Origin of the sequence: Microbacter sp. GSS18 (genome assembly GCA_029319145.1) — a bacterium.
GTDB lineage: Bacteria > Actinomycetota > Actinomycetes > Actinomycetales > Microbacteriaceae > Microbacterium.
Genome location: CP119753.1, coordinates 3,639,392 through 3,656,984, shown reverse-complemented (window position 1 = coordinate 3,656,984; position 17,593 = coordinate 3,639,392). Strand labels below are relative to the sequence as shown.

Sequence of the window (17,593 nt, the reverse complement as noted above, 5' to 3'; positions counted from 1 at the left end):
TCACCCATCGACGCCCACCGCCTCACGCGCCGCGGCCACGACGCCCTCGGCCGAGGGCAGGGCGGCCTGCTCGAGATGGTGCGCGTACGGCACCGGCACCTCGGCCCGGCAGACCCGTCCGACCGGTGCGTCCAGATCGTAGAACGCCGACTCGGTGATGCGCGCGCTGATCTCCGCCGACAGACTGCCGCTTCGCCATCCTTCGTCGACGATCACCGCGCGGTGGGTCTTGGCGACGGTCGCGAGGATCGCGGCATCGTCGAGCGGCCGCAGCACGCGCAGATCGAGCACTTCGGCGTCGATGCCCTGACCGGCGAGGGTGTCCGCCGCCTCGAGCGCGGTCGGCAGCGTGCCGCCGTACGTGATGATCGAGACATCCGCTCCCTCACGGCGCACCGCGGCACGGTCGATGTCGACGGGCCCGGCGTCGTCGGCGAGTTCTCCGGCGACGTTGTACAGCGACCCGTGCTCGTAGATCAGCACCGGATCGGGATCCTCGAGGGCCGTCCAGAGCATGCCCCGGGCGTCCTCGAGCGTCGCGGGTGCGAGCACGCGGATGCCGGGGATGTGCGTCATCCAGCCTTCGAGGCTGTGCGAGTGCTGCGCGGCCAGCTGCCGCCCGCCGCCGGTGGTCATGCGGATGACGAGCGGCACGTTGAACTGCCCGCCCGACATGTGCAGCAGCGCCGCGGCGTTGTTCACGATCTGGTCGAGCGCGAGCAGGCTGAAGTTGACCGTCATGATCTCGACGATCGGCCGCATGCCGCCCAGCGCCGCGCCGATGCCGGCGCCGGTGAAGCCGTTCTCCGACAGGGGGGTGTCGCGGATGCGCGTGGGCCCGAACTCCTCGAGCAGGCCCAGGCTCACGGCGAATCCACCGCCGTAGCGCCCGACGTCCTCACCCATCAGGAAGACGCGGTCGTCGCGCTGCATCGCGTCGCGGATCGCGGCGCGCATCGCTTCGCGGTAGGTGGTCTTCATGATGCGGTCCGTTCACTGTGGACGAAGCGCATGAGCTCCGAGACCGGTTCGAGCGTCCCGGCGTCGGCGAACGCCACGGCCGCCTGCACCTCGTCGTCGGCCTGCTTCTCGATCGCGGCCCAGTCCTCGTCGGTGAGCTCGCCGGCCGCTTCGAGCGCGGCGCGCAGATGCCGGATGGGCCCGCGCTCCATCCACTCCTCGACCTCGGCCTGCGACCGGTAGCGCTCGGGATCGAACATGGAGTGCGCCCGGAAGCGATAGGTGCGCAGCTCGAGGAAGTGAGGGCCCGCGCCCGCGCGGATCGCGTCGACGGCCCGCCGCACGGCGTCCTCGACGGCGAGCACGTCCATGCCGTCGACCGCCCACGAGGCCACCTCGTAGCCGGCGGCCTTCAGCGCCATGTCGGTCTGCGACTCCGAACGGTCCAGCGCCGTCCCCATCGCGTACAGGTTGTTCTCGCAGCAGAACAGCACCGGCAGGTCCCACAGGGCGGCGAGGTTGATGCTCTCGTGGAAGGCCCCCTCGGCCATCGCCCCCTCGCCGAAGAAGCAGACGGTCACGCGATCACGGCCCATCATCTTGTCGGCGAGCCCCAGACCCACGGCGATCGGCAGTCCGCCCGCGACGATCGCGTTGCCGCCGTAGAACCGCGTTTCGGCGTCGAACAGGTGCATCGAACCGCCGCGTCCGCGGCAGCATCCCTCGGCCTTGCCGTACATCTCGGCCATGATGGTGTTCGCCGGCACGCCGCGCATGAGCGCGTGCCCGTGCTCGCGGTAGGTGGCGACGACGGCGTCGTCGGGCCGGAGCACCTCCATCGCCCCCGCCGCGATCGCCTCCTCGCCGATCGAGACGTGGAGGAACCCGCGGATGTTGGTCGCGCTGTACTGCTCGACGCACGCCTCCTCGAAGCGGCGCACGCGCTCCATCTGCGTCAGCAGGTGCCTGGCGTGGTCGGGGTCCGCCGCGATGCGGGCGGCCGTGGTCTCATCGCTCATCGTCCCGACTCCAGCGTCGATGTGTCGCCCTCGGGCAGGCCCAGCTCGCGGGCCTTCAGCAGGCGGCGCAGGATCTTGCCGCTGCGGGTCTTGGGCAGGGCGTCGGTGAACTCCAGCTCACGTGGGGCGACGGCGGCGCCCAGGCGCTTGCGCGCGAACCCGATGAGCTCGCGCTTGAGCGATTCGGATGCCTCGAAGCCAGGCTTGAGTTCGACGAAAGCCATCACCACCTCGCCGGCGACCTCGTCGGGGACTCCGATGACTCCGACTTCGGCGACGGCCGGGTGCTCCATGAGGGAGCTCTCGACCTCGAACGGACCGATGAGGTGGCCGGACGACTTGATGACGTCGCCGGCGCGGCCGACGAACCAGAAGTAGCCGTCCTCGTCGCGTCGCGCGAGGTCGCCGGTCAGGTACCACCCGCCGACGAAGCTCTTCCGGTAGCGCTCCTCTTCGTTGAGGTAGCCGCGGAACATCGACGGCCAGCCCGGCCGCAGCGCGAGTTCGCCGCTCACGTTCGGATCGGTGACGAGGGCTGCCTCGCCGTCGTGCACGATCGGCTCGCCGTCGGCGTCCCGGGCGACGATCGCCGCCTCGATGCCCGGCAGCGGGCGGCCCATGGAGCCCGGACGGATGTCCATCGACGCGTAGTTGGCGATCATGATGCCGCCGGTCTCGGTCTGCCACCAGTTGTCGTGGATGGGAAGACCGAAAGCCTCCTCCCCCCAGACGACGGCCTCGGGGTTGAGCGGCTCGCCGACGCTCGCGATGAAGCGCAGGGACGACAGGTCGTACTGCTTCGCGCGTTCGGCGCCGGCCTTCATCAGCATCCGGATCGCCGTCGGCGCCGTGTACCAGACGGTCACCTTCTGCTCCGCGAGGATGCGGTACCAGCGCTCGGCGTCGAACTCGTCCTCATCGACCACGGCCGTGACGCCGTGGACGAGCGGCGCGATGATCCCGTACGAGGTCCCCGTCACCCACCCGGGGTCGGCCGTGCACCAGTAGATGTCGTCCGGGTGCAGATCGAGGGCGTAGCGGCCGGTCGCGGAGTGCGCGGTCACGGCGTCGTGGACGTGGATCGCCCCCTTCGGCCGCCCCGTCGTGCCGCTCGTGAAGTGCAGCAGCGCCATGTCCTCGGGCCCGGTCTCGGCGATGGGACCGTACTCGGGAACGTCGGCGATCGCCTCGGCGAGGTCGATCGTGTCGGGCTCGGGCTCGCCGTCGGCATCGATCAGCAGCACGTGCCGCAGCGATGGGAGGTCGGCGCGCTGACGGGCGACCTTCCTCTTGTAGAGGGCACGGGTGGTGACGAGCACCGCGCCCGAGCCGAGGTCGAGTCGCTGCCGGACCGGCTCGGGGCCGAAGGCCGAGAACAGCGGGCAGAACACCGCACCGTGCTTCATCGTCCCGAGCGCGGCGATGTACAGCTCGGGCACGCGGCCGAGCAGGGAGTAGACGCGCTCTCCGTGCTGCACGCCGAGGGTGCGCAGCAGGCTCGCGAAGCGATCCGTCTCGTGGGACAGCTGCGCGTAGGTCAGGGCGTGGATGCCGCCGTCCGCACGGACGAAGCGGAACGCGTCACGATGACCCTGATCGCCCTCGGCATGTCGGTCGACCGCCTCGTAGGCGATGTTCACGTGACCGCCCGGAAGACCCGTGAGCGTTCGGCGTTCCTCGTCCCAGCTGAATGCCTCTCGCGTGGCCTGATAGTCCGCGAGGTTGGGGGGAACGGCGCGATCGCTGGTGTCCTTGGCGATCGTCGGCCAGTGTGTCGGCGCCAATGCCTTCATGCCCGGAGGCTACGTCCGCAGCGCGCCCCTGCGAAGGGCCGTAGGTCCCGCGCCGGAGAGGCGGATGCCTCGGCATCCGCCCCTCCCCTCGTTCAGTTCTTGCGGTAGTTCTCGCGGGCGAAGGACGAGTACGGCGCCGGGTAGACCGTCGCCCGGATCTCGATCTGCCGGTGCGGCTCGACGGCGGGCTTGGTCGAGTTCGGCTCCTCGCCCCACACGACGACGACCTCGGTTCCGGGCTCGGCGTGGGCCGCGTCGAGGCTCGCGAGCGAGGCGAACACCTGCTCGCCGGTGATGTAGCCCGCGTCGTGCGAGATCCCCACGTCGACGCCGTCCGCGAGCACGCGGTCGACCTGGTACACGCCGTACCGCGCCTTCGGGAACTCGATGTACTTCGCGGGTGTCCCCGGCTCGTACAGCGATCGCTGCGCCGCCGAGAGGTCTTCGGGATCCCACACGAGGGTGACCTTCGTGCGCAGCTCGCCCGCGGCGTGCTGCTCGAGCGCGGCGCGCCCGATGAAGTCGTGGTCGAAGGCGACGCTGCGGCCGTACCCGAGGTCGTAGGGCGTGAGGTAGTAGTCCTCGATGTCGTCGGAGGTGTAGCTGCCGGCGAGCGATCCGACGCGGTTGGCGGGGAGCCACTGCAGGTACTCGGCGGCGCCCTCGCCGGTGAAGATCGCCGGGAGCGGCGACGGCACCCATGCCGACTCGAGGTTGGCCGAGGAGTACGCCTTCGCGCCGACGAGCACGAGGTCGAACTCCTCGCCGGCGGCGATGATCGCGTTGCGGACCTGCTCTCCCTCCTCCCACGGACCGAACAGCTCGAAGCCGGGCTGGCCGGCCATGCCGTGGCGGAGCGAGCGGACCTCGAGCCCGTCGATGGTGAACGTGGCCATGTGGAAGAACTTCGTCGGCGGAACCGGCGCACCGGTGAGCTTCTCCATCAGAGCGAGCGCGTGCGGGCCCTGCAGCTCATAGCGGTACAGCTTCGGGGGGACGCCGGACTCGCGCATGAGCGAGTTCGCGTCGCGCTCGAAGGTGACATCGTAGTCGCCGGTCTCGCCGATGTACTGCACCCAGTCGAGCACCATGAACCAGCCGACGAGGTCGAAGACCTGCTCCTCGAGGTGGAACAGGATGGCGTCGCCGATGAGGTAGCCCTCGTGGTTGACGGCGATGAACTGCTTCGCCTTGTCGACACCGAAGTTCGCGAAGCTGTTGACGCCGGTGTCGCTCAGGAGCCGCAGGGCGTCGGGGCCCGAGATGAACAGGTCGGTCATGTGATGCGACTGGTCGAGCAGGGCCACGCTCGTGCGCCACGAGAGCTGCTCCGACCGCCAGTTCGTGAACTCGGGCGTGACCGGGAAGATGGTGGGCCGGGCCTGGGCGTTGCGCAGCAGCTCGACGGGGCTGCCGACGCGGGCGATCGCTTCTGCGGCGGATTCGGGCATGAGAACTCCTTCGTTCGTCCGTGGGGGTGCCGGAGCATCCGTCATTCATGTTAGTTATCTGAAGTTCTTTTATGGACGCTTGCACATAAGCTCTGCTTATGCATTGCGAAGAAGTCCTTAGTCGTCGCGAGAGCGCGCGTCGCCGATGGACCTGAACCTCGTACGCGTCTTCGTCGCGGTGTACGAGACGCGCAGCCTCACCACCGCCGCAGCGCGCCTGTTCGTGACCCAGCCCGCGGTGAGCCAGGCGCTCGCTCGTCTGCGCCGCGAGCTCGACGACCCGCTGTTCGAACGCGTCGGCCGCACGATGCGGCCCACACCGCTCGCCGACAGCGTGTTCCCCGGGTTCCGCGACGCGATCGCGGGCATCGATCGCACGATCGACGAGGTGCACGCGTTCGACCCTTCCCAATCACGCCGACGCGTGCGCATCGCCCTGTCCGAGCTGGGAGAGATCGGGTGGCTGCCGTCGATCCTCTCGGCACTGCGCTCACGCGCTCCGCACCTCCGCCTCGAGGTCGTGCCGCTCGACGTCGAGGCGCTACCCGAGTGGCTGTCCAGAGGCACCGTCGATCTCGCGGTGACGACCGCCACCATTCCGGGCGGCTTCGAACGGCGCGTACTGAAGTCGCAGGGCTATGCGGTGGTGATGTCGGCGTCGAATCCGCTCGCAGGACAGCCGCTCGATGTCGACGCCTACGCGGCGGCCGAGCACGTGACCGCCTCCGGGGACTCCGGCGCTCCGCTGCTCGCCACGGCTCAGCGACGCGCCGGTCTCGCCATCGAGCCCGCGGTCGCGCTGCGCCATGTCACGACCCTGCCGGCGGTGCTCGCCGCCAGCCGCGACCTCATCGCGAGCGTGCCGGACACGATCGCCGAAGGGTGGGCGGCGACGTGGCCCCTCGCGGTGCGGCCGCTGCCCTTCGACATGCCTCCCGTGGAGGTATCGCTGTATCGACGGTCGACGACTCAGCACACCGCGGCGCTGGACTGGCTGTACGCGACCGTCGCCTACGCGATCGAGGGTTCGTCGGGCCGGTTCTTCGTCATCCACGGCGACACCGCGGGGGCGGGAGCGCCGCGGGCGACCGACCCCCGGGAGTGACGCTCCGACACTCTGCTCGAGCGGCGCATTGTCATTTTCGTACTTAGTACGATACGCTCGCCAGCGACATGATCGCCTGTGGATGCGCGCGTCCGCATGAGCCTGGGGGACAGTGACCACGTGCTGCGCTTTCTGACGATCCTCGCCATCGGCCTGGCCGCGACCGTGCCGGCGAGCGCTCCGGACGCGGCGATCGAGGAGTTCGTCGACGACGCGATGCCCGCATCCCTCGCGCCAGGCATCGCCTACGCCGTCGTGGCCGACGAGGAAGAGGCGACGGTCGGCGCGCGCGGGGTCCTCCGCAGCGGAGACGACGCCGAGATCACACCCGACACGCCCTTCCTGACCGGGTCGATCTCCAAGAGCTTCACGGCGCTGGCGGTGATGCAGCTGGTCGAGGCCGGCGAGGTCGCGTTGGACGAGGGGATCTCCCGATACCTCGACGGCTTCTCGGGCGCTCCCGCCGGCGACATCACCATCCGCCAGCTCCTGAGCCACACGAGCGGCTTCTCCACGCTGCAGGGGAACGCGTCGCACACGGACGAGGACGGCGGACCGGACGAACTGGCGCGCACCGTCGAGGCGCTCGAAGACGTCACCCCCGACCATGACCCCGGCGAGCGCTGGGAGTACTCGAACACGAACTACCAGATCCTCGGCCGCCTCATCGAGGTCGTCGGCGGGCAGCCGTTCGACGCCTACATCGAGTCGCGCATCCTCGAGCCGGTGGGCATGGAGAACAGCTTCGTCGCCGACGGCGAGGTCCATGAATCGATGGCGACCGGGCATGTTCCGTGGTTCTGGACGAAGCGGCCCGTGACCGACACCGCGACCCACCGGGGGACCGCGCCGCAGGGCGGCGTGATCGCGAGCGCCGCCGATCTCGCGCTGTACATGCAGATGATGCTGAACGGCGAAGACGATGTGCTGAGCGCGGAGGGCAAGGCGCTCATGATGCGCCCCGCGAGCGATGCGTCGCCGTTCTACGGCTTCGGCTGGTTCATCGACTCCGCCCAGGGGACGGTGCGGCACGCCGGCTCGTCCCCCGGGTTCGAGACGCTCGCGACGATGCGCCCGGCAGACGGCACGGGCGCGGTGGTGCTGGTCAACGGCGGCAGCGGAATCGGCTTCGGCGAGACGACCGAACTCCGCAACGGCATCACGGCCATCGCGCTCGGGCTCGACTACGGCGGCGAGGGATCCCGGTGGTCGCAGCAGGCCCTGTTCATCGGCCTCGCGCTGCTGCCCGTCTTCTACGTGATCAGCATGGTCTGGGCCTGGCATCACCGAGCGGCGATCCGGGCCAAGTCGGGGGTCGCCGGCCAGTTCAGCCTGTGGTTCCCGCTGCTGACCACGCTGGTCGCGGCGTGGGTCATGCTGAGCCTCGTGCCGACGATGATGGGGGCGCCGCTGGGCACCGTGACGCTTTTCCAGCCCGACATGGGGCTGGTGCTCATCGCGGGCGCCGTGACCGGGGTCGTCTGGGCGGTTCTCCGGCTCGTCATCGCCTTCACCGGCAGGTCCCGTCGGCCCGACACCGCTCAGGCGGATGCCGACGACAAACGGTACGCCAGCGGCGTCGCGCCGAAGTGAGAGCGGAACGCCCGTGAGAAGGCGCTCTGGTCCGAGAATCCGGTGAGGAACGCGATCTCGCCGAACGAGTTCCCGGTCTGCACGACCAGCGCCTCGGCTGCATCCAGCTGCGCTGCGCGGGCGATCGACTGGAACGACACGTCCTGCTCCGCGAGCCGCCGGTGCAGCGTCCGCTCGCTCATCCCGAGGCGCCGGGCGATCTGGGCGCGCCGCGGCACACCGTCGGGAAGGGCGTCGGTCACGGCCGTGTAGACCTGCGACTCGAGCGAGGCGTCGGGAGTGGCGCGCTTGAGGTTCTCCAACTCGGCCAGGAAGAAGGCCGACAGCCCCTCGTCGGCGAGCTGCGCCGGCATATCGATCGTCGCATGAGTGAAGCGGATCGCGTTGGCGTCGCTGTCGAAGTGCACCGGGCAGCCGAAGAACGCGACATGGTCGGCATCCGACCCGAGCCCGCGATGCGCGAACGTCACGAGCTCGGGCCGCAGCGGCTCCCCCGTGATCGTCCGCAGGACCGACACGACCGCGCCGAGTGCGCATTCGTTCGCGAGCTGGGCGCCGCGCCGGTGGCTCGGGCGCGACATCACGAGCGTCGGGTGGTCGCCCCGGCGAAGCTCGTACTCCAGCGTGTCGCTCAGCACGAGGATGTAGCGGCCGAGGCGCAGCAGGGCGTCGCCGACGGTCGCCGCCGTCTTGAGTCCGAGCCCGAGGGCTCCGAGGTCATCGGGCCGCAGCAGCGCCGCGTACCGCAGAGGCAGCGCACGATCCTCGGGCGGGGTGACGCGTTCCAGGAGGTCGTAGTAGGTCTCTGAGCTGACGACCTCCTTGGCCGCCTCGAGCGGTGTCGCTCCGGGCACCAGTCCGACGCTCGCGAGGAGCTCGTCGCGGGACTCCGGCACGCGCGCCGCGTCGATGACGCGCCGGATGACAGGTCCACGAACGACGCTCACCCGACCCCTCCCTCCCGTCCGGTTCGAAAGCGTAGCGGCGCGGCGCCCGTCAGGGGAAGGCGGCCGCGTGCGGGCGGGGGTGGCCTCGGATGTCAAGAAGCAGGCCGCCATCGGCAATACCCGGCGGCGGCCCCGTTCGTACGGTGAATCCATCCACATCGCGTCGCACAGGAAGGGGAGCACACCATGTCCGACCGCACGCACCCCCGCACCGCCACGAACCGATCCGCCCAGGGCGGATCCCCGACCGGAGGAATCATGTCCACCACGACCCCCACGACCCGCCCGCCGGCCAGGAGCACCGACAGTCGGCTTCGCCGGCTCACCCGCATCGCGGGAGTGCTGTACCTGGCGATCTTCGTCATTTATCCGCTCTCGACCGCCGTGCGCGCAACGCTCGTCATCCCCGGCGACGCCACCGCGACGGCGGAGGGCATCCGCGCCAACGAGACCCTGTTCCGCGTCGGGATGGCCGGGGAGGCATCGATCTTCCTCATCGAGATCGCGCTGGCGGCCGTGCTGTACGTGCTCTTCCGTCCTGTCAGCCGCGCAGGCTCGTTCGCGGCGGCGCTCGCCCGCGTGGCCGAAGGCGTCGTGATGGCCGCGGGCAACGTCTTCACGAGCATCGCGACGCTCGTCGCCGTGGGCGGCGCCGGCTACCTGGCGGTGTTCTCGGCTGGACAGGCCGACGCGCTCGCGCTGTTCTTCCAGGAGGCGAACGATTCGATCGTGCTGGTGTGGGGGCTGTTCTTCGCCCTGTCGCTGGTGCTGACCGGCTGGCTCGCCTACCGCTCGGGGTTCATGCCGAAGCTGCCCGGCATCCTGCTCGCCCTGGCCGGTCTGGGCTACTTCGTGCAGAGCTTCGGCGTCCTGATCGCACCGGCGCTGGCCGGCCCCCTCGAGATCGTCGTCATCGTGCTGGCCATCCCCGGCGAGCTGGTGTTCGCCCTGTGGCTGCTGATCAAGGGCGTCGACACGAGCGCCTGGATCAGCCGCGCGGACGAGGCGCGAGGAGCAGGGCTGTGACGGGCCGCGGGATCCACGCCCAGACGACGGCGCCGACGAGAGGATCGACCATGAAGGCGGTTCGCACGCTTCGTCCGGGGTCATCGGAGCGACTGTCGGTGACCGACGTCCCCATCCCGACCCCCGCGGCCGACGAGGTGCTGGTGCGCGTTCACGCCACGTCGGTGACCCGCGGCGACGTGGTGCTCCGGAAGATGCCCGGGTTCGTCGTCCGAGCCTTCGGCGAGACGCCCAAGCGGGTCCTCGGCCACGAGTTCGCCGGTGTGGTCGCGGCGGTCGGAGACGACGCCGTCGGCCTCGCCCCGGGCTCACGGGTCTTCGGGACGACCTCGGGAACCGAGCACGGCGCCCACGCCGAGTGCGTGGTCGTGGCGGCCGACGGCATGATCGTCGAGATCCCCGACCACATCTCGTTCGACCAGGCTGCGGCGGTCCCCGTCGGAGCGATGACCGCGCTGCATTTCCTCGAGCGGGCCGGCGTCGCGCCCGGGCGCGGCGTGCTGGTCAACGGGGCCTCGGGCAGCGTCGGCACGTTCGCCGTGCAGATCGCACGAGCTCGCGGCGCCCGCGTGACCGCGGTGTGCTCGGGCCGGAACGCCGACCTCGTCCTCGACCTCGGCGCCGACGACGTCATCGACCACACGCAGACGGATGTCACAACGCTCGACCGCACGTTCGACATCGTGCTCGACGCGGCCGGCAACCTGCGCGAGAGGTCCGCGCGCAGGCTGCTCGCCGACGGCGGGAGCTTCGTGACGACCCGCTCGCGCCGCGACGAGACGCTGACGGAGCTCATGGACGTCCGCGACCTCCTCGCTTCCGGCGCGCTGACCGCCGTCGTCGACCGCGAATACGATCTCGATGACATCGCCGATGCGCATGCCCATGTGGAAGGCGGCTGCAAGCGCGGCAACGTGCTCGTGCACGTGATCTCGAAGGAGAACCGATGACCGTGGCACTCGCATCCGTGCTCACCGCCGTGCTCGCTCTGCTCGCCGTCTTCCAGATCGCGCTGGTCTTCGGCGCCCCGCTCGGCCGCTTCGCATGGGGCGGTCAGCACCTGGTGCTGCCGGGGCGCCTGCGGATCGGGAGCGCGGTCACCGTCCTCGTCTACGCGCTCATCGCGCTGATCGCGTGGGATCGCGCCGGCGTCATCGACATCTTCGGCGATGCGTTCTCGCAGATCGCGATGTGGGTGATCTTCGCGTACTTCGCATTCGGCATCGTCGTCAACGCCGTATCGCGCAGCCGGCCCGAGCGGTTCACGATGGTGCCGGTGTCGATCGTGCTGGCGGCGGTCTCCTTCTTCATCGCGCTCGGATAGCGCGGTCGATCAGCCCGCGGGCGTCGGATCCGTCTGCGACGAGGAGGATGCTTCGCCGTCGGCCGATGCCCGCCTGCTCAGCCGCCGCGGGCCCCAGATGAAGACGATGGCGACGGCGAACGCCAGCTGCACGAGGAATCCGGTCCACCGCCCCTGCTCGGTGGTCCAGGTCGGCACAGCCGCCCCGACGACGTTCGCCACCGTGTGGAAGAGGATCGCGACCGACACGGCGCCGCGGGTGTTGGCGAACAGCCACGTGTAGAACACGGCCAGCACCATCTGCTGGAGGACGAACTGATAGATCGGGATGTTCTCCTGCACGGTTCCCGCGATGAAGTGCAGCGGCAGGTGCCACAGGCCCCACGCGGCGCCGAGCACGAGGCTCGCGCCGAGTGCGCCGAGCCGGTTCATCATCGGCTCGAGCGCGTAGCCCCGCCACCCGTACTCCTCGGGGGCGGCGTTCATCACCAGGATGAACAGCGCCATCGGCACGATCGCGACCGCCGACAGTCCGTACTCCCACGCGATCTGCTGTCCGGTGACGGCCATGACGCCGATGGTGACGGCTGCCATCCCCGGCGCGAGCAGCAGTGTCGGCACGAGCCACCGCTTGTCGAAATCGAAGCTCCAGCCGCGGCGCAGCAACTCCCAGATCGCTCCCGGACCGCGGCTTCGGCGCACCATCACGAGGGCTGCGATGAACGGGCCGAACGGCCCGACGATCCCCAGGATGCCGACGGGGTCGGGCATATCGAGCACGCCGGTGGAGTCCAGCACGGTCGGGAACCACGCGAGCCACGAGATCGCGAACGCGAGGACGAAGAACCACACCACGTGGCGGACGGGCACGGGTGCGGATGCGGTCATGACGCTGTGCTTCCTTCACCTTCGGCGGATGGCACCGTCGTGCGGGTCGAGCCGCTGAGCTTCGTGAGCCATTCGACGATGCGCGCCTCGACCTGAGGATCGATCGGGTTGCGGGCCTGCTTCTTATAGTGCTGCACGTTCGAGACCGGCGCGGACTCGGCGCGCAGGATGTGGTCGACGTCGGCCAGCAGGTGCGTCTCTGCCGTCGGGACCGCCGCCGCGATGGCGGTGAGGTCTGCCGGATCGACCTGGACGTCCTTGGACCCCGTCAGCGCGAGGACCGGGACCGAGATGTCGCGCAGCGCCGGCATCGGGTCGTAAGCCATGAACTCCCGCATCCACTTGGCGTTGACGCGAGCGCCCTGCATCCGCACGACGTCGTCGGTCGTTCCCGCGAGCTTGTCGAGCGCCTTGCGCTGCTGCGTCGCGACGTCGGTGCGCATCACACGAAGCACGAAACGGGCGAATGCGGGCAGAGTCTTCGCGATCTCCCGCGCCTGCCAGACCAGAGTGTCCTCTCCGGTCTTCGCGGTCGCCGCGAGCAGGACCGCGCCCACGACCTTCGCGTCGCCGCGCGCGAGCTCGGCAGCCATCGTTGCGCCCGCACTGTGTCCGACCGCGATCACCGGGCCGGTCTCGGGTCGCGCGCTCAGCCAGTCGAGGGCGGCCTCGACATCCGCGAGTTCATCCGAGAAACCCGTGGGCAGGTACTCACCGGTGGAGGCTCCCACACCGCGCTTGTCGAAGCGCAGAGTGGCCCAGCCGTGCGCGTCGAGCATCCGCGCGAGGTCGCGACTGGCGTTCAGCGCCACCCGCTTCGCGTTGCCGTCGCGGTCGAGCGGCCCCGAGCCGGCGATGATCAGCGCGGCAGGGTGCGGTCCGGGGCCGGAGGTCGGCGTCGTGAACGTGCCCGCGAGCGTCGCCCCGGCGGCCGGGATGGTGATGTCGGACTCTGGCACAGCGTTCTCCTCGCCAGTTCGTTATTGGTATCGGTAGTGAGAACATTATCGATTTCGATAACATTACGCTAGTCTGGATTCGTGACGACGAGCAGAAGCGATCTCATCCTCCACCCCGTGCGCCTGCGTCTCGTGCTGGAGTGCTCGTCGAACGATGTGACGGCGAGGGAATTGGCCGACCGCATGCCCGACGTGCCGCAGGCGACGCTGTACCGGCACATCTCCGCCCTGGTCGAGGCGGACGTTCTGCACGTCGTATCCGAACGCCGAGTGCGGGGCGGCATCGAACGCACCTTCCGCATGACCGCCGGTGCAGCCGGCATCGACTCCGCCGACGCGGCCACCATGACCGCGGACGAGCACCGCGAAGGGTTCGCGGTGTTCGCGGGTGCTCTCATCAGCGCCTTCTCCCGCTACCTCGATCAGCCCGGATCGCAGCCGGCCGACGATCCCGTCGGCTATCGCCAGGCGGCGCTGTGGCTTACGGACGACGAGGTGCGCGAGATGGCGGCAGCTCTGAACCAAGCACTCCGGCCCTATCTCGAGAACGAGCAGACACCGGAGCGCCGGCGCATCCTCCTCAGCACGATCCTCATGCCCGAGGCACCGGCCGCGCCCACTCCGTGACGATCACAGCCCGGACTGAGCGCAATGTCGAGCGCATCATCCCCCAGGACTTCCGGCGCTGAACCACACGCTCCGAAGCCGCCTGACAGTCCGCGGTGAATGCGGGCCCCGGCGGCGATCCCGGACGTACAGTGAAGGGGCACGTCCCGGACCCCGACGTGCACGGCACACGCGATGTGCGTAGCCGTGCAGAGCGGGGAATCCGATGACCACCGAACTCACCGCCGGCGATGTCCGGACCACGAGGCGCCCGCCGCGCGCGAACAACGACTTCACGCAGCTGGCGAAGGTCGTCGCCTCGTCGGGCCTCATGCGCCGCCGGTACGGCTACTACTGGGCGAAGCTCATCGCCGCTCCGCTCGCCCTCGCGGCGGTCCTCGCCCTCATGGTGGTCGTCGGAGACACCTGGTGGCAGCTGTTCATCGCCGCCGGGCTCGGGATCGTCTTCACGCAGATCGCGATGCTCGGGCACGACGCCGCCCACCGTCAGATCTTCCGCTCGGGCCGATGGAACGACTGGACCTCGATCCTCCTCGGCGACCTCCTCGTCGGAATGAGCTACGGGTGGTGGCAGCACAAGCACACGCGCCACCACGCCAACCCGAACAAGATCGGATCCGACCCCGACATCGAGCTGCCCGTGGTCGCGGTGACACCCGAGAAGGCCGCGAAGCGCGCGTCACGCCCGCCGAACATGGTGTCGTGGGTGACGGCGCACCAGGGGCTCTGGTTCTTCCCGATCCTGCTGCTCGAAGGGCTGTCGCTGCACGCGTCGAGCGTGCGCCGCGTGCTGTCGCGCGAGCCGATGCGGCACCGGCCCGCCGAGATCGCGTTTCTCGCGCTGCGTCTCGGCGGCTATGTCGCCCTCGTCTTCCTCGTCCTCTCCCCCGGGATCGCCGCGGCGTTCCTCGGTGTCCAGCTCGGGGTGTTCGGCGTCTACATGGGGGCTTCCTTCGCCCCGAACCACAAGGGGATGCCGCTGGTGCCGGCCCACGTCAAGCTCGACTTCCTGCGGCGGCAGGTGCTGATGAGCCGCAACATCCGCGGCTCTCGCCTGCTCGATGTCGCGATGGGCGGGCTCAACTACCAGATCGAGCACCACCTCTTCCCGTCGATGCCCCGACCGCACCTGCGGGCCGCCTCGGGGATCATCCGCGACTACTGCGAGCAGCACGGCATCCGCTACACGCAGACGACCCTGTGGGAGTCGTATCGGATCGTCGTGCGGTACATCAACCGCGTCGGCCTGGGCGAGCGCGACCCGTTCGAGTGCCCCCTGCTCCAGCAGCGCCAGACCGGCTGAGATCACCCCTGGTCGGCGCGTCCGCGCCGTCGTATTCTCACCGGCATGAGACAGAGCCGCGAGGCGAGGCTCGTGGACGCGTTCGTGAGCCTCGCCGACACCCTCGTCGACGACTACGACGTGATCGACCTCCTCAGCAGCCTGTCGCGACTCTCGTGCGATCTGTTCGAGGCGACGGATGCCGGCATCCTCCTCGCCGGCGCCGACGGCAGCCTGTCGGTCGCGGCCGCCTCCACGGAGCGCAGCCGGCTGATCAGCCTGATCCAGGTCGGAGCCGATGAGGGCCCGTGTCTCGAGGCATACCGCACCGGGAATGTGGTGGAGGTGCACGGGTGGGCGGCCGTCTACGCGCGGTGGCCGACGTTCGCGCCGCTGGCCAGCGAGCGCGGCTACGAATCGGTGCTCGCCGTGCCCCTGCGCCTGCGCGAGGACCGCATCGGCTCGCTCAATCTGTTCTTCGACCGCGATGTCGCGCCATCCGCGGCGGACGTGACGGCGGCGCGCGGGCTCGCCGACGTCGCGACCATCGGCATCCTGCAGGAACGGATGCTGAGCGAGACGACGCTGGCACGCGATCAGCTGCAGCGGGCCCTCGACTCCCGCGTGCTGATCGAGCAGGCGAAGGGCATCATCGCGCGCTCGGAGGACGTCGACATGGAAGAGGCCTTCCGGCGCCTGCGCGAGAGCGCCCGAGCCAGCCAGGCGCGCATCTCGGAGACCGCCCGCGAGCTCATCGCGCGGACACTCGGGCCGGGCGGCGGCTCCGGGCAGCCGGGGGCTCCGCTGACGTAGCGGCGGGGCGACGCTCGAGGGCGCCCGGCGGCCCGACCGCGTCGGCGTCCGGTGCCCGCGTGGTCAGGCCGGCTGCGGAACCTCGCTGAGCGCCAGCAGCCGCGGCACCCCGATGGGCTCGGTCGCCAGGAGCGGCACGATCGCGAACCGGTCCGCGCGCTCAGCGACGAGATCGAGCTGCGGTGCTTCGCTGCGCGCACGGGCGCGGAGGAACGGCGATGACGGATGCGCAGCGGCGATCGAGGTGTTCACCACCCACGCCCACGGATGGATGCCGGCGCGCTCGAGGTCGTCCTGGAGCACGGTCGCCTCGAGCACAGGAGTCGTCTCGGCGAGGGTGACGATGACGACCTTGGTCTGCTCGGGATCCTGAAGTCTCATGAGCGGGGTCGTGAATCCGAAGCCGGCCTCGCCCATCTGGCGGGCGATCTCACGGTGGTACGAGCCGGTGGCATCCAGCAGGAGCAGCGTGTGCCCGGTCGGCGCGGTGTCGACGATGACGAACCGCCGGCGCGACTGGTGCACGACGTGGGAGAACTGCTGGAAGACGGCGACCTCTTCGGTGCACGGCGACATGAGGTCTTCGGCCAGCGCCGTGCGACCGTCCTCGTCGAGACCCTTGCCCTTGGTCGCCATCACGTGGGCGCGGTACTGCTCGAGGGCCGCATCGGGGTCGATGCGCGACACGGTGAGGCCTTCGACCTCTCCGTCGAGCGTCGCCGTGAGGTGCGCGGCCGGGTCGGTGGTCGTCAGCAGCACGTCGTGGCCGCGCGCGGCGAGCGCCACCGCGACCGAGGCCGCAACGGTCGTCTTGCCCACTCCGCCCTTGCCCATGAACATCACGAGCCCGTGGCCGTCGGCCTCGATCTCGTCGACGAGCCTCGACAGGTCGGCATCCGGAACCGCGACCTCGCTCGCCCCGTCATCGACGCCGCGCCGGGCGTCCACCGCGAAGAGTTTCCGGAGCGCGTCCACGCCCACGATGTTGTGCGCGGTCAGGCCGATGACGTCGCGCGGCAACGCGGCGAGGCTGTCGGGCATGGCGGCGAGCGCGGCGGTCTCGCGCGCGCGGACGGCCGCGGCGAGCGGCTCGTCGCCGGCCGTCTCGGGCAGCACGCCGTTGACGACCATGCGGCAGTCGGTCATGCCGATGCCCGAGAGCTCACCCCACGTGCGGGCGGCCTCGTCGAGCGAGGAGGTCTGGGGCCGCGCGACCAGGATCAGTCGGGTGCGCGTCGGGTCGGTGAGGGCCGCGACGGCCGCCGCATAGGTGGCGCGGTGCTTGTCGAGTCCCGAGAGCGGCCCGAGGCACGAGGCGTCGCCGCCGGTCGCGAGGAATTCCGTCCACGATCCGGGCAGCTGCAGCAGCCGGATCGTGTGCCCGGTCGGCGCGGTGTCGAACACGATGTGGTCGTACGCGGCGTACGCGGGGTCATCGGTGAGAAGTGCGGTGAACTCGTCGAACGAGGCGATCTCGGTGGTGCAGGACCCCGAGAGGCTTTCGGCGATGCCCGCGAGCTCGACCTCGGGGAGCAGCCCGCGCACGGGGCCGATGATGCGCTCGCGGTAGGCATCCGCCGCCGCTTCGGGGTCGATCTCGAGCGCGTCCAGCCCGGGCACCTCGGCGATCGCGGTGACCGTGTTCCCGACGGCGATGTCGAAGACCTGCCCGATGTTGGATGCCGGGTCGGTGCTGACCAGCAGCACCCGCCTGCCCTGGGCTGCGAGCTCGACGGCGGCCGCGCACGCGACCGAGGTCTTCCCGACACCGCCCTTGCCGGTGAAGAACAGGAACCGCGGGGTCTGATCGAGGAAGCGCATGGCCAT

General features: G+C 70.0%; 16 protein-coding genes. 8 read left to right on the top strand and 8 right to left on the bottom strand.

All coding sequences use genetic code 11. From position 1 onward, the window contains the following. The 4 genes from P0L94_16910 to P0L94_16895 form a co-directional block, all read right to left on the bottom strand. Positions 1–981: an alpha-ketoacid dehydrogenase subunit beta gene (locus P0L94_16910; protein WES64134.1), complete on the bottom strand. Its 981-nt coding sequence runs from the start codon at positions 979–981 to the stop codon at positions 1–3. Then, positions 978–1,979 carry a pyruvate dehydrogenase (acetyl-transferring) E1 component subunit alpha gene (gene pdhA / locus P0L94_16905; GenBank protein WES64133.1) on the bottom strand — a complete coding sequence of 334 codons (1,002 nt, stop codon included), beginning with the start codon at positions 1,977–1,979 and terminating at the stop codon, positions 978–980. Before pdhA ends, P0L94_16910 begins: the two co-directional genes overlap by 4 nt. Further along, a complete protein-coding gene (gene acsA / locus P0L94_16900) occupies positions 1,976–3,772 on the bottom strand; it encodes an acetate--CoA ligase (protein WES64132.1) in 1,797 nt (598 codons plus the stop codon). The genes pdhA and acsA overlap by 4 nt, the downstream gene beginning before the upstream one ends. Positions 3,773–3,864: 92 nt before the next feature. After that, positions 3,865–5,223 (bottom strand): hypothetical protein, encoded by a 1,359-nt coding sequence (locus tag P0L94_16895; protein ID WES64131.1) that lies wholly within the window; start codon positions 5,221–5,223, stop codon positions 3,865–3,867. 145 nt (positions 5,224–5,368) lie between these two features. On the opposite strand from P0L94_16895, the gene P0L94_16890 reads away from it, so the two are divergent. Both P0L94_16890 and P0L94_16885 read left to right on the top strand, forming a co-directional pair. Continuing rightward, positions 5,369–6,328 carry a LysR family transcriptional regulator gene (locus P0L94_16890; protein ID WES64130.1) on the top strand — a complete coding sequence of 320 codons (960 nt, stop codon included), beginning with the start codon at positions 5,369–5,371 and terminating at the stop codon, positions 6,326–6,328. Between the two features lie 78 nt (positions 6,329–6,406). Next, a complete protein-coding gene (locus P0L94_16885; protein WES64129.1) occupies positions 6,407–7,921 on the top strand; it encodes a serine hydrolase in 1,515 nt (504 codons plus the stop codon). Here the strand turns inward: P0L94_16885 and P0L94_16880 are convergent. Beyond that, on the bottom strand, positions 7,870–8,868 hold the full coding sequence (locus tag P0L94_16880) for an AraC family transcriptional regulator ligand-binding domain-containing protein (GenBank protein ID WES64128.1): 999 nt from the start codon (positions 8,866–8,868) through the stop codon (positions 7,870–7,872). The genes P0L94_16885 and P0L94_16880 overlap by 52 nt on opposite strands. A gap of 258 nt (positions 8,869–9,126) precedes the next feature. On the opposite strand from P0L94_16880, the gene P0L94_16875 reads away from it, so the two are divergent. Genes P0L94_16875 through P0L94_16865 form a run of 3 tightly spaced genes read left to right on the top strand, consistent with a single transcriptional unit; the run spans position 9,127 to position 11,218 of the window. Beyond that, entirely contained in the window at positions 9,127–9,894 is a 768-nt protein-coding gene (locus P0L94_16875) for a DUF4386 domain-containing protein (protein WES64127.1), read from the top strand. Positions 9,895–9,944: 50 nt separating this feature from the next. Then, a complete protein-coding gene (locus tag P0L94_16870; protein WES64126.1) occupies positions 9,945–10,844 on the top strand; it encodes an NAD(P)-dependent alcohol dehydrogenase in 900 nt (299 codons plus the stop codon). After that, on the top strand, positions 10,841–11,218 hold the full coding sequence (locus P0L94_16865; protein WES64125.1) for a hypothetical protein: 378 nt from the start codon (positions 10,841–10,843) through the stop codon (positions 11,216–11,218). The genes P0L94_16870 and P0L94_16865 overlap by 4 nt, the downstream gene beginning before the upstream one ends. 9 nt (positions 11,219–11,227) lie before the next feature. On the opposite strand, the gene P0L94_16860 is transcribed toward P0L94_16865, so the two are convergent. Both P0L94_16860 and P0L94_16855 read right to left on the bottom strand, forming a co-directional pair. Continuing rightward, on the bottom strand, positions 11,228–12,085 hold the full coding sequence (locus P0L94_16860) for a CPBP family intramembrane metalloprotease (GenBank protein ID WES64124.1): 858 nt from the start codon (positions 12,083–12,085) through the stop codon (positions 11,228–11,230). Next, positions 12,082–13,044: an alpha/beta fold hydrolase gene (locus P0L94_16855; GenBank protein WES64123.1), complete on the bottom strand. Its 963-nt coding sequence runs from the start codon at positions 13,042–13,044 to the stop codon at positions 12,082–12,084. The genes P0L94_16860 and P0L94_16855 overlap by 4 nt, the downstream gene beginning before the upstream one ends. 81 nt (positions 13,045–13,125) lie before the next feature. On the opposite strand from P0L94_16855, the gene P0L94_16850 reads away from it, so the two are divergent. The 3 genes from P0L94_16850 to P0L94_16840 all read left to right on the top strand — a co-directional run bounded on the left by P0L94_16850 (position 13,126) and on the right by P0L94_16840 (position 15,766). Further along, positions 13,126–13,671: a helix-turn-helix domain-containing protein gene (locus tag P0L94_16850; protein WES64122.1), complete on the top strand. Its 546-nt coding sequence runs from the start codon at positions 13,126–13,128 to the stop codon at positions 13,669–13,671. 205 nt (positions 13,672–13,876) lie between these two features. Beyond that, a complete protein-coding gene (locus P0L94_16845; GenBank protein ID WES64121.1) occupies positions 13,877–14,974 on the top strand; it encodes an acyl-CoA desaturase in 1,098 nt (365 codons plus the stop codon). A 45-nt stretch (positions 14,975–15,019) separates the two neighbouring features. Further along, positions 15,020–15,766: a GAF and ANTAR domain-containing protein gene (locus P0L94_16840; GenBank protein ID WES64120.1), complete on the top strand. Its 747-nt coding sequence runs from the start codon at positions 15,020–15,022 to the stop codon at positions 15,764–15,766. A gap of 63 nt (positions 15,767–15,829) precedes the next feature. On the opposite strand, the gene arsA is transcribed toward P0L94_16840, so the two are convergent. Next, positions 15,830–17,593, bottom strand: coding sequence for an arsenical pump-driving ATPase (arsA, locus tag P0L94_16835; GenBank protein ID WES64119.1), 1,764 nt, complete (start codon positions 17,591–17,593; stop codon positions 15,830–15,832).